The sequence below is a fragment of the Psychromonas sp. genome, from assembly GCF_041586535.1.
Lineage (GTDB): Bacteria > Pseudomonadota > Gammaproteobacteria > Enterobacterales > Psychromonadaceae > Psychromonas.
Genome location: NZ_JBFGZY010000117.1, coordinates 1 through 13,465, shown reverse-complemented (window position 1 = coordinate 13,465; position 13,465 = coordinate 1). Strand labels below are relative to the sequence as shown.

The following is a 13,465-nucleotide window of genomic DNA, read 5'->3' as shown; positions in this document are numbered from 1 at the left end:
GCATTCCAAACTCCGGTTTTTTTAATGTAATCAATTGGTTAGCACTATTAATTATAGTAAATCTACCGGAGTTTTCCTTCTTTTTTGCCTGTTTTTTTATATATTTCAGTATGTTAACGTTTCTGGATGAGAACTAGCTAGCATTCATTTTAACAAGCATAAATGAATAGATAATTATCGGATTTGGTATTATTGAAGTTCAAGCATCTCATCAATCTTGACTCATCATAACGCTTTTGGACCGTTGGTAATGCAGTTTTCTATTGTTCATTCTGTTACAAAACAGTAATTCTGTTCCATTTTAATGTTGTCGCCTGTAATCCTAAAATTTCACGTCTCTTTATTTACATCGTCTGAAAAGGAGTTACAGAACAAAATGAATGACTAAGTGCACATTAATAATCAATTTATTACGTGAATAGCAACATATAATAGAAACTTAGTTAATATTTAGCTTTTTAATGGTTTTCTCCGGAATTTAACTAACGCATACGAAAAGGTTAATCTATAGCATTCTTTGAAGTAATGCTTGTCTAATAAAAAAATACAGGCGTAATATAAAATTATCCATGAGGTGAAAGAAATCGCATAACCATACAAATTATTTTCCATCAAAAAATAATTTCCTGAAAAATTAAAAATGAAGATACAGAACAAGCCAATTAGAAAAACGGGTGTCTGGTATCTGAAAAATTTCTTATAATCAAAGGCGATTAATTTATACAATATCCATATTCTGGCAAACAATAATAAGTATTCTATAACCACCTGTCCCATCACCAGTGCTTTTAAACCAAACGGAAAGCTGATTAAGGCGGCTATCAGCATTAAAATCATACTGGCTACGTTTATTTTAAATAATAAAGATGTCTGTCCATAGGAAATCATCAATGTATGCGAAAACCAGTTAGCGACAAAGGGATAAACGGCATAACTAAAAACGACCATTATCTCAACACTGTCATGCCACTTATCAGAAAAAACCAATGTGATGACATATTCAGAATGTAAACCTAAAACAGTAATAAGGGGATAAACAAAAAAGGAAACCAGATAAACTATTTTGATATAGGTAAGATCCTTTTCTTTATCGTTGACCCGTGACAACAAAGAAAGTGATACATTTCTTAAAGGACTCAACACTACCAGATAAAAAGTATTAATGATTTTCCTGCCTACATCCATTAGTGCAAAAGCAGCCGGTCCTAAAAAGATACTCGCAATAAAGTCAATGACCCTGCTCTGCCAGAAAGTAATGATCTCAACTCCCATAATAGGCAGGCTAAACTTATAAAGCTCTTTAATATCTGTTGTAGAAAACTTGAGTTTAGGAATGAAACCTGATAGCCACCAGAGCAATAAAACACTTACAATAGCAAAAATAAATTTATTATAAACTAAGGCCCATGCGCCATACCCCTCAATTGCTAAATAAATTCCAACTATCCCCGCTATAACTGAAGCTAAAACGTTTCTGATAGCCAAACTTTTATATAAAAAATCTCTCTCCATTTTTGCAGTTTGGATAATTCTAAATGCACTGATTATTGGAATAAAACTCATACTAATAAATATGTTAGCCATATCTTTATTGTAAAAGTAAATAATTATCGGAGGGATAATAATAACAGCCAAGCCACTGATAATAAGAGAAATCAGCAATACAAGCCAAAAAGCAGAACTGGCATATTCATCATCCCAGTGATCGCGTTTAACCAAGTTTTCCTTGATTCCTGCACCGATAAAAAGAGAAAGAAATTGAAATATCAGGTATGCGAAGGCAACATAACCAAATTCTTCGATTTCTATAAAGCGGGCAATCACCACATATACTAGTAAAATAATAACTTTGTTCACCATGGCTGCACCCATATGCCAGGCACTTGAAATTAAAGCTTGTATCTTAATCGACATTTAGGTGCTCTCTTTTATGGTTTATTCCTAATAGTAGGCATATTTTGAACAATTAGTAGTCATATTCTGACTGAACTGCTAATTTTACGCAATGAGACTCATTTTATTGTTTATTGCCATCTGTAAATCAATGATATTTCATTTGAATTCAAGACGCTGGCAGGACTGCTTAATGCTAAGTAGTAATAAATCTCACATCGTTAGCATAGAAAATAACGAGCGTTTGTAGGCTTCTATTTGTTGTTTTTCTGTCCTTCATTCATTTTTAAACTCGATCTTGGTGGTGTGTTTATAACTAACCTCAACTCTGGATAATGAAAGCGTCATTGCTTTTAATATCATAATGTTAACGTTTTATATTATACAGTGCCGTTAGTTTTGTGTAGTTCAAGGCGAATCATCGTAGCAATAGCCGGCTATTGGTAGATGATTTAACGCAGAAATATGTGGGAATAGCGGTATTGTATCGATTTGCTTATCCAGAGCTGAGGTTAACTAATCAAAATGAGAGGTAGGTGCTGAGAAATTAAGTGGTTTCAGATCTATTTCCCGTATACTGCTATTATCACGTGATTAATTCAAGGGATTATTATGACATGTATACAGAGAGGATTTTCTTATATTGAAATAGTTTTGAAGGTGATTCGATTCCATTCTTATGCGATAACTGCGATTTTAGTGGGCATCTCCCTGGCAATACCATCCGGTCGATTAATGGCATACGAAACAGAAGCTATTCTTATTCAAAGTATTGATACCTCTATTTTCCCAAGCCCGGACCCGTCAGGTATTGTCTACCTTCCCGTCGAGGACGCTTTTTTGGTTACTGACGGAGAAGTTAATGAGTTGGACATGTTTAAGGGCGTTAATGTATTCAAGATCAACCGTGATGGTAAAGTACTTGGTACTTTTACAACGATTCAATGCGAAAATGATGGTCCCTGCATAGATGGTGTTGATAATCCTTTTATCACTTCTGGACTGCTTTCGTTTTCCGATGAGCCTAACGGGATTACAATCAACCCAGACAATAATCATTGTTTTATTTCTGATGATACCGGCAGCAAGTCAATTTACGAGATTGATCCCGGCACTGATGGCCTCTGTTTCACCGTAGACGATAGTATCACTCCGTTTCGTACTGGAATAGCGGATCAAGAGGACGTCACTTACGGCGAGGAATCTCTATTTTTTGTGAGTGGTGTTAATAATAAAGTCTACAGAATGATTCCCTCAAATGGAACCTTCGCAGATGTATTAACAAATGATGATGAACTTTATAATAGCTTCGATACAGCGAGCTTAGGTATAGGAGATCCTGAAGGCATTGTTTTCGATTCAAGAAATAATACCCTATTTATCGTGGGGCATGAAAATCCATTAATCATTCAGACCACCACGTACGGAGTGCTGCTGGGTACTATTGACATATCAGCTATCGACGCGATTAATCCATCCGGACTTGCGCTGGTAATCAGTAGCGAGGATCCGTCAATTACCAGGATTTACATGGTTGATCGTGGACTGGACAATGTGGAGGATCCAAATGAAAATGACGGTAAGATTTATGAGTTAGAAATCCCTGTACTACCCATCATCCTGGACGCCGAGGGGATTGTGGTTTCCGCCGGAGAAGATCAATCAATCACACTGCCAGATGAAGTTCTGCTTAGTGGCAGTATTTCCGATGATGCGGTGACTTCACTATGGAGCAAATATAGCGGCCCGGGGGAAGTTGTCATCGCAGAGCCTAACAACCTCAATACCACCGTTTCGTTCTCGGTATCAGGCAATTATGAACTGGTTCTCACCGGCTACGATGGTGAAAGATATAATTTCGATGTTGTGAAAATTAATGTTTCCGCTCCAGCGGGCGGGGGAGGTGGGGGCAGCATTGACATGACTCTATTATTATTCGTCGCGTCAGCATTTCTCCTTAGACGCCGTAGAAAAGGGCGTTTGATTGAGTAATAGCTGTCTATTGGAATTGAAAAAACGATATTATTTTTTGATTTTAACCAGTAAAATTGATCAGGTCTTTACACTGGGAAGTATGATTTTCGTACAAAAATAGGGAAGCTGTCATAATAACGGTGTGCTGCTTATTTATAATCTAATAGTTATGCAGCAAGTTATCACCAGGCTGTTTCATCCTCGTGTTGACTCAATCAATTTCATCGTTTATCTCGACTATCATTCTGCTTAAACTTTACCAATAAAAGAATCTTATTCGCGAAGATTAAATGACTCCATGCCACCGTATTTTCGGGATTCCATTTATAAATAGCCCTTAAATTAATCGTTCATGACGCGCACACTGGCGTAACTTTAAAGCTTACAATTTATCCTGAGGACATTAGAAAAGCGAACTATATTGTGAACAGGACGATGCGTTTGATCATTAAAAACTGCGCTTACATAGAATAATTTTCAGGGGCTTAACTATTTGAATAATAAATCTATTTTATTAACGCAATGGTATAGCTTAATAAGATTATTTGTTTACTACCATTGCGTTTGTAATACGTTTTTCTTTTTAACAAATCACTTGCTTTCAATACTTCCCAAGTCTGGATTTTCACCTAGAAAACTGCTGCGTTGTAAAACTGTTTCTCCCTCATAGACAAATTCCTGCGTACCGCTGTCAATGGCAGGGCTACCATCTTGTAATTGATAAGTACTGTCAAACATCGGATTTGCATTTAACATGGTTTCTTGAGTGATATTTGAATCAAAGATGTTACCGTTAGTATTGTAGTATAAGTTATAGGCGGCTATTGAACTGCCGTTAACGCCCTTTATCGCGTAGAGTGACGAATCAGCAAAGATATTGTTTACTGCAACCAGATTGTCCCCTCCTGATAATCCTACTTTGTTGCCAACAATGGTATTATTAAAAACATAGATCCTCTCAGGCACACTTGCTGCGCTGAGGTTTTCCACAGTGGCCCCGTTGGCCATCAAACCTATTCCTGCATCGTCACTATTGGTGATCAGATTATTTTCAAAAGTAAAAATTCTATTTGAATTCGCTGGATAATCGATTAACTGCAGTCCATCTTCGCCCACGTCATCAATTGAATTATTACGTATAACAACGTTTATAATTGGCCCTGAGTAGTCAAAGTTACGAATCTCTATACCGTCATCTTTGCATCCCTTAATGTTGTTTTCAGAAATCCATGTTTCGCCGGGGCCATCAAGATCAATGGCGTCATCGCCAGAACCAATAAATTCATTTGCGATAATTTTTCCGCCTGTGCCCTCTAAACTCATTGCATCTGAACCGACGTTATCAAAAAAATTATTCAGAACTTCGCAGAACGCGTAGCACTGCACACCTTTCGTTCCATTCATAATGGTCAAGCCAATGATTCTGGTATCGCCTGCGCTGCCATCAACCAAAATAACGGGAGTCCCTCCTTTAATGATCGTATTTTTTACATCACTTGCATCGGCTGAAAACATAAACCTAGACGCAATTGTAATTCCTTGTGAGGAAACTTTAATTCCACCTGTATAAATTCCTGGATCAATTAGTACCAAATCTCCTGACTTGGCGGCATCCACAGCTGCCTGAATGCTTGCATACTGTTCAGGTACATTTAGGGTATCGCCAGATGGTGGAGATGGTGGAGATGGTGGAGATGGTGGGGGAGTTGTCGGATTCGAGCTGCTCACTTCATTTGCGACCTGAACAACTACCAAGTTAGATTCTGTTGTATCACCCTTTGAATTAGTGGCGATTGCGGTCAGGGTAAAAAAACCATCGCCTATTTCAGCTGTGTTCCAGATTAAATTGAAAGGGGATTCTGTAACAGGGGAACCTATATTTCGACTGTCCCACTGATATTGAACGCTGGTTACTTCAGAATCATCGCTGATATCAACCTGTAAGTTGATGGTACCGGAAAGGACGTCACCATCAGAAGGTGATTTTAATTCTATCGTCGGCTGCGTGGCGCCACCATTATATCGGTATTCGATGTAAAGCAGCGGTGCACCAGTCTGATCTCCATCATAAGCTTCGGCAACTCTTTGCCCTGTACCCGTGAAAATAAAGGCTATGGCATCGCCACTGCTCCAACCGGTTGCGGAGACGATCTCCTGTACAATCGCTGACAGATCCGGGGTGCTTTGCTCTTCTCCCTCTGCTCCGACGGCGTTCCAAACAGCGGGCTCCCAGAATACAAATGCGTTGGTTTTGTTTCGGCTACTAATATTGTATTTTGTATTGTCGAAAGCAAGCGCATTGTTTGTGCTTTCACCATAAATGCTGAGCTGCGCACTTTCCGGAGAGGTTTCATCTACCCTAAACTGGATATAAGCTTTGGTGATAACTGCGTTCTCGGGGATAGTCAGATTGGTAAAACGCACACCTACTGTCTGCAGATCATGCTCTAAGACTAACTCAAGGTCAGAACTGTTAAGATACATGCTACCGTTTGCCCGCTCCTCGGCATCATCTGTACTTGCTGAAACCCGGCTATTCAGAACAGAAAGTTCTGATGTTTCGTTTTTGACTACAATAATTGACAGGTCATCGAAACTATGTAGTTCGCCATCGTAACCCGTGAGGCGCAGTACATAATTGCCTGCCACCGAGAAAGAAGCGGTGGTATTAAGGCTGTTAGGATCTGCGAAGCTAACTTCCCCCGGGCCGCTCTGTTTGCTCCATGTCGCACTCAGTGTACCATCAGGCAGCCCGTCATCGGAAATACTACCATTGAGCAGGACATTATCTGACAGTGTAATCAACTGCTCTTCACCGGCTGAAACTACAGGCATCGCATTTCCCCGCATGAATGCAGGGATATGCAGCTCGTAAATCATGCCATCATTCTCATTTGGATTGCTATCATTGTCTTCACCGAGAGCCACCATGTACAGGCTGGTCATTGACTGGTTATCGCTGCTAGGTGCCAGAGCAAGTCCAGTGGGCCTTGTGGGATGGATACTAGAAATATCAATAGTGCGCAACAATAGTCCTTCCGTGGATGTCTGAATGATTAAATCTTCGCGGCTACCCACGATAAACAAAGTGTTATTAGTTGAATCAAAAACGATACCTTCAGGATCTGTCACTCCCAGGCTCTCTGTATCAAAACTACTAACTAAATCATCCCCTGTTAATACGTTATCAAATACGCCATTTGGGCCGGGCATAACCCTGTACACCCTCTTATTAATACCATCTACGATAAATAGAGAGTTCAGGCCGTAAGTTACGTCCTCAGGGTCTGAACTGCCAAAATTATTGTCGGTGGCGAACGAAGTGACAAAGTCATCCGCGGTGAGGCAAAGGGAGTCATCCCCTGGATCAATTTCGTAGATTGACTTACGATCATCATCAGAAAAGAAGCAATGGTTATTCAAAGGATTGATTGTTATCCCGGTGGGCTCACTGGAAAACGGAATGGTTGAAAATGTTCCAAGCAGACTGCCGTGACGGTCGACCTTGAACACATTGACCCCTTTGAAAATCGGCATTTCATTGATTTCAGAATCTGTGACTAAAAAAGCATCCTGGTCAGGGAGGTAAACGATACCTGCTGTATCTGGTGCTGGGAAATTAGAGGTATCAATAATTTGAATGAGGTTAGCCTCTACTGCATCGGCCATTAATCGAGGGACAACCATTAACAAAAAGATACCTATTAAAGTTGCAACTTTAATATAAGAATTGAATACAATCGCATCTATAACAAGTCTAATACGAGAAAATTCTTTCGGGGAGCATTTCATAATAAAACCCTCAAATAATCAAATCACAAGATAAACATCCTTATCATTGATTCCTTGAAACCGTCATAGATATTCTTAGTTGTCAGTATTGAGCCATCTTATTAAGATTGATAAACACCATTAAGCTAAGAATAGGGCGGGTTATAATTCGAATAATCAGTTATGCCTAAACTAAACAACAAACAAAACAAAGTTTATAGAAAAATTATTTACACTAAGGTCATATGCTTTTTGCATTGAGCAGGTAAATTGGAAAGAAGTTATGTTATAAAAACCGCAAAATAAGCTCTTTTAAAAACCACCACTCACATTAAAGTATTGTACTAATTTTATTTTCTGCAATGTAAAAAGCATTTTACTACTTTATCATTAATTTCTACCTTGTCGTTAATTCACTTCCAAGCCAATTTTTTGGTGTATTCGTGTGTTTTTTTATAGAAATAATGCGATCCTCAGAAGATTTTGAGTGCCTTCTATATTGACGTTATATAACTATAAATTACTTTTCGTAAGCTTAGCCCAAAATCCAGCTCTGTGTACAATACTTGAAAAGGGAATACGGTGCTCTACATATTTTGCCTTGATCTGGCCTTTGAGCGAGCCCCTGAGTCTTCAAGTAGTTTAAGCTGTCTCGCGATCGTAAAATTCCTGGAGATTACCTTCAAGTGAAATTTTATTCGCAGTTAATTTCCTAAATTTAAAATAGAACACAGGTTTACTCGCTCGAATATTCCACGTAAAGCAGCGGCGCTCCCGCACGGTCACCATTGTAAGATTCTGCAACCCTTCTTCCTGTACCAGTGAAGATGAAGACCATGGCATTACCACTGTTCCAACCTGTTTCTGAGATAATTTCCTGCACAATCGCAGATAAGTCCGGAGTGCGTTGATTTTCTCCTGCTTCTCCTATGATGCTCCATGCGGCGGGTGACCATGATACGGATACATTGGTATTGGTTCGGGAGCTTATATTGTAGTCTGCCGTGGTAAACTCAGGTGCATTGCTTGTGCTTTGGGCAACGATGTTAAGCTGAATATCCGAGAGAGTATCAATTTCATCGCTTTGAAACTGGATATAGGCTTTGTGGATGATTGCATTTGCAGGCATAGATAGATCGATAAACCGAACTCCGATTGTCTGCAGCGAATTATTGTCAAAGGCCATCTCAAGATCGGTACTGCCGAGATACACCTTGCCATTTATGCGCTCTTTAGCATCATTCGCTCCTGCTGAAACCCTGCTTTGTAGAACGATAACTTCTGAAGTTCCATCGCTGACTATCACATTGCGGGTCGCCGACGCACTGTTGCCGTCGGAGTCGGTGACGCTGTAAGTCAGTACATAGCTGCCGGCGGTGTTGGTATCCACTGTACCGCTGATTACGATCTCTGAAGTGACATCGCCATCAATATCATCCCGGGCAGTCGCGCCGGGATCGGTGAAGGTGTCATTGAGATTGACGGTAAGTGGATTGTCCCCGAGCACTGTGATAACTGGGGGGACGGTGTTTCCGTGTACAATCACCTCTCGGGTCACTGATGCACTATTGCCGTCGGAATCGGTGACGCTATAGGTGAGCAGATAGGTGCCGGCGGTGTTGGTATCCACCGCGCCGCTGATCACTATTGCGTCACTGATATCGCCATCGGCATCATCCTGGGCATTCGCGCCGGGATCGGTGAAGGTGTCATTGAGATTGACGGTAAGTGGATTGTCACCGAGCAGGGTGATAACCGGCGTTATTATACTGCTATCTGTTGTATATTCCAGATATAGCAACGGTGCGGCCGCTTGCTCACCATCATAAGCCTCAGCAGTTCTTGTCCCTGTACCAGTAAAGATGAAGGCGATGGCATTGCCACTCTGCCAACCTGTTTCAGAGACGATCTCCTGCACGATTGCAGACAAGTCTGGAGTGCGCTGAGCTTCTCCTGCTTCTCCTATGGTGCTCCATGCGGCAGGTGCCCATGATACGGACGCATTGGTTTTGTTGCGAGAGCTGATATTGTAGTCTGTATCAGTAAAAACAGGTGTATTGTCTGTACTTTCAGCAACTATGTTAAGCTGTGTATCCAATAGGAAGTCAGTTTCATCTGCCTGAAACTGGATATAGACTTTGGTGATGATAGCAGTTGTTGGAATAGGCAGATCGCTAAAACGAACTCCAATTGTCTGAAGCTGTTTATCAGCGGCCAGGTTAAGATCGGAACTAGTAAGATACATTCTTCCGTCTAGACGTTCTTCGGCATCATCTGTACTTGCTGAAACTCTGCTTTGCAGAGAGAAAATTCCATCACTGACTACAACACGGCGGTTGACCGATGCACTGTAGCCGTCAGAATCAGTCACAGTATAGGTAACCTGGTAGATACCAACATTGGAAGTGTCTACATTTGAGGTGCTCTGTATAAAAGCGGTCAGATCACCATCCGCATCGTCCATCGCTGTTGCCCCCGGATCGCTGAAGGTCTCACCGAGATTTAGATTCATTGGATTGGTACCGTTCAGAATAATCACAGGGATGTGACTGGTGACAACAATTGACAGATCATCGAAACTATATAGATCTCCATCATACCCCGTAAGGCGCAGTACATAAGTGCCAGCCATTGAGAATGAGACCTCGGTATTTAGATTGTGGGGATCTGTAAAGCTGACTTGTCCCGGCCCACTCTGTTTGCTCCATGTTGCGATCAAAGAACCATTAGGCTTACCATCATCGGAAATGCTGCCACTGAGCTGGGCAGTAACCGGCAGTATAATTGATTGATTTTCACCTGTCGAAACTACAGGCATATTATTTAAGGGGGTTAAGTTTGTGGGAATCTCTAGTTCGTATATAGCTCCATCATTTTCATTAGGATCGCTATTGTTGTCAACACCGCGTGCTACCATATATAGATTGGTGGTTGTCGGAACTTCACTACTGGGTGCCAGCGCTAGTCCAGATGGTTTGTCGGCGTTGATAGCTGATATGTCAATAGTGCGTAACAGTATTCCGTATGTGGTGGTCTGAATAATTGCCTGTTCATGGTGGCCTGCGATAAATAAAGAGTCATTTGTTGAATCAAAAACGATCCCTTCAGGATTAGTTACCCCCAGGCTCTTTGTATCAAAACTATCAACCAAATTGTTTTCTGTTACGTTATCAAATACGCCATTATTATTACTAATCCTGTACACTCTATTATTATTACCATCAACTATAAAGAGAGATTCAAGACCATAAGTCACGTCCTCGGGATCCGAACTTCCAAAATGATTGTCTGTGGTGAACGAAGTGACAATGTCGTCCGCGGTGAGGCAGAAGCCATCATCCGCCGGATCTATCTCGTAGATTGACTTACGGTCATCATCAGAAAAGAAACAATGATTGTTCAACAGATTGACTGTTATACCGGTAGGCTCTTTGGAAAACGGGAGCGTAGAAAAGGTTTCAAGCAGATTGCCGTTAATGTTGACCTTGAACACATTGAAGCCCTGAAAAATAGCCATTTCGTTGATTTCAGAGTCTGTTACCAAAAAAGCATCTTGAGAAGGAATGTAGATGATACCTGACGTATCTGGGGCGGGGAAATTAGAGGCATCAATAATCTGAATGAGGTTAGCCTCCACTTCATCGGCCATCAATCGTGGGGCAACCATGAGCAGAGAGATGCCTAGTAAAGTCACAGTAATAATATAAGAATTAAATAGAATCGCATCCATAACAATTCCAATACGGGAAAGCTCTTTCTGGAAGCATTTCATACTAACACCTTCAAATAATCACATTACAAGATAAATATCCTTATTATTGATTCCTTGAAACCGTTGTCGATATTTTTAGCTGTCAGTATTGAGCCATCTAATTAAGATTGATAAACACCACTAAGCTAAAAATAGGGTAGACTTTAATTCTCTAATAATCATTTAGACCTAACTAAGCAACGGACAAGTTTATAGAAAACCACTTACATTATAACAATATGTTTTTCGCGTTGAGTGGATAATTTGTATAGGAGTTATGTTACAAGAACAGGAAATAAGCTCTTTTAAAAGTCGCCACTCACATAAAGTATTGCAGAAATTTTATTTTCTGTAATATAAACATCAATTTTTCTCTGTGTTAGTGTTACACCTCTGTCAACACATTGTTAATGTATAAATGTTTTTTTTCATAAAAGGTGAGGTTTCTCATAGGCTTTTTTAAAAACATCTTCTGTATTGAGATTATAAGGTTTTAAATTACTTTTTAGAAAAAGATCAGTCCAAGCTACTGAACTCTCAGTGTAGCGAGAAAAATGTTAATTGATAGGTGGAGGATAAAGTTACCTCATATGATGAAAAGTTTATAATAAAGCTGAGCAGAGAAGTACATTAGAATAAATACACCGTCGCCTTAGAACCATGATGGAGTTTGCTCGTAGAACTTGGCAACTGGAACGTTATTTTTAGATGCTTAACCTTTAACATAAGAAAGGTATTTTATCTCATTTATTCAATTTTTTAGCACGACATGAAGGCTTTAATGGGAGATGTTGATGGTTTAGGACTCACCAAGATAATACAGGGCTGCAACACCTGAACGTCTTGGAAAAAGCCGATGCGGTAATTCGACAAAGATTCACTTAGCAGCTGATAGCAATTATCTACTTTTTTGTTTTTCTATATCAGAAAGCAAACGAAACGATGTTACTCATCTCCGCAGTCTGGTAGAGCGAAGTGTATGAGTGAGATTTATACCGTAAATTTATTGAGTATAATGATAAAAATTATAAGGTTTTTCACATCCATGTGGGCAAATTCCTTGCTGCTATTCGCTCATGCAATAGTAGTCGCAATGTATCCAGATGAAAATTTTATTCGCGATTAATTTCCTGCATTAAAAATATACACGTTTACAGGATCGAATATTCCACATGCAGTAACGGAGCTCCAGCCTGATCGCCTTCATAAGCTTCTGCAACCCTTCTTCCAGAGCCGGTGAAGATAAAGGCCATGGCATTGCCACTGCTCCAACCAGTTTCTGAGACGACTTCCTGTACGATTGCAGATAAGTCAGGAGTGCGCTGAGCTTCTCCTGCCTCTCCTATAGTGCTCCATGCGGCAGGTGCCCATGATACGGACGCATTGGTTTTAGTTCGGGAGCTCATATCATAGTTTGTCGTGGTAAAGCCAGGTGCATTGCTTGTGCTGTGGGCAACTATGTTAAGCTGAATATCCGAAAGGGTATCAATTTCATCGGCCTGAAACTGGATATAGGCATTGGTGATGAACGCATTTTCCGGAATAGACAGACCAGTAAAGCGAACTCCGATCGTCTGCATTGCATTACTATCCAGAACCAACTCAAGATCGGAACTGGTGAGATACATTTTGCCGCCGGGACGTTCTTTAGCATCATCATTACCTGTTGAAACCCGGCTTTGAAGCACGATAACTTCTGAACTTCCATCACTGACTATCACATTGCGGGTCACTGAGGCACTGTTGCCGTCAGAATCGGTAATGCTGTAGGTCAGCTCATACGTGCCTGCGGTGTTGGTATCCACGCTGCCGCTGAACACGATTGCGCCACTGATATCGCCATCGACATCATCCTGGGCGGTTGCGCCGGGATCGATAAAGTTATCACCGAGATTAAGGGTAAGCGGATTGTTCCCGAGCAGGGTAATAACCGGCGCGATCATACTGCTATCTGTTGTATATTCAATATAAAGCAGCGGTGCTCCAGCCTGATCGCCTTCATAGGCTTCTGCAACCCTTCTTCCAGAGCCGGTGAAGATAAAGGCCATGGCATTGCCACTGCTCCAACCAGTTTCT

5 protein-coding genes are annotated in these 13,465 nt (G+C 40.7%); 1 reads left to right on the top strand and 4 read right to left on the bottom strand.

The genetic code is table 11. From position 1 onward, the window contains the following. Positions 1-450 precede the first annotated feature (450 nt). Positions 451-1,914 (bottom strand): oligosaccharide flippase family protein, encoded by a 1,464-nt coding sequence (locus tag ABZA00_RS12975; RefSeq protein ID WP_372882589.1) that lies wholly within the window; start codon positions 1,912-1,914, stop codon positions 451-453. Positions 1,915-2,505: 591 nt separating this feature from the next. On the opposite strand from ABZA00_RS12975, the gene ABZA00_RS12970 reads away from it, so the two are divergent. Further along, positions 2,506-3,885 carry a hypothetical protein gene (locus ABZA00_RS12970; RefSeq protein WP_372882588.1) on the top strand — a complete coding sequence of 460 codons (1,380 nt, stop codon included), beginning with the start codon at positions 2,506-2,508 and terminating at the stop codon, positions 3,883-3,885. Between the two features lie 573 nt (positions 3,886-4,458). On the opposite strand, the gene ABZA00_RS12965 is transcribed toward ABZA00_RS12970, so the two are convergent. The 3 genes from ABZA00_RS12965 to ABZA00_RS12955 form a co-directional block, all read right to left on the bottom strand. Further along, on the bottom strand, positions 4,459-7,554 hold the full coding sequence (locus tag ABZA00_RS12965; protein WP_372882587.1) for a right-handed parallel beta-helix repeat-containing protein: 3,096 nt from the start codon (positions 7,552-7,554) through the stop codon (positions 4,459-4,461). Positions 7,555-8,374: 820 nt separating this feature from the next. Continuing rightward, positions 8,375-10,843, bottom strand: coding sequence for a DUF5011 domain-containing protein (locus ABZA00_RS12960; RefSeq protein ID WP_372882586.1), 2,469 nt, complete (start codon positions 10,841-10,843; stop codon positions 8,375-8,377). 1,697 nt (positions 10,844-12,540) lie between these two features. Next, positions 12,541-13,465, bottom strand: a 925-nt coding sequence (locus ABZA00_RS12955; protein ID WP_372882585.1) for a DUF5011 domain-containing protein, incomplete at its 5' end; no start/stop codon positions are given.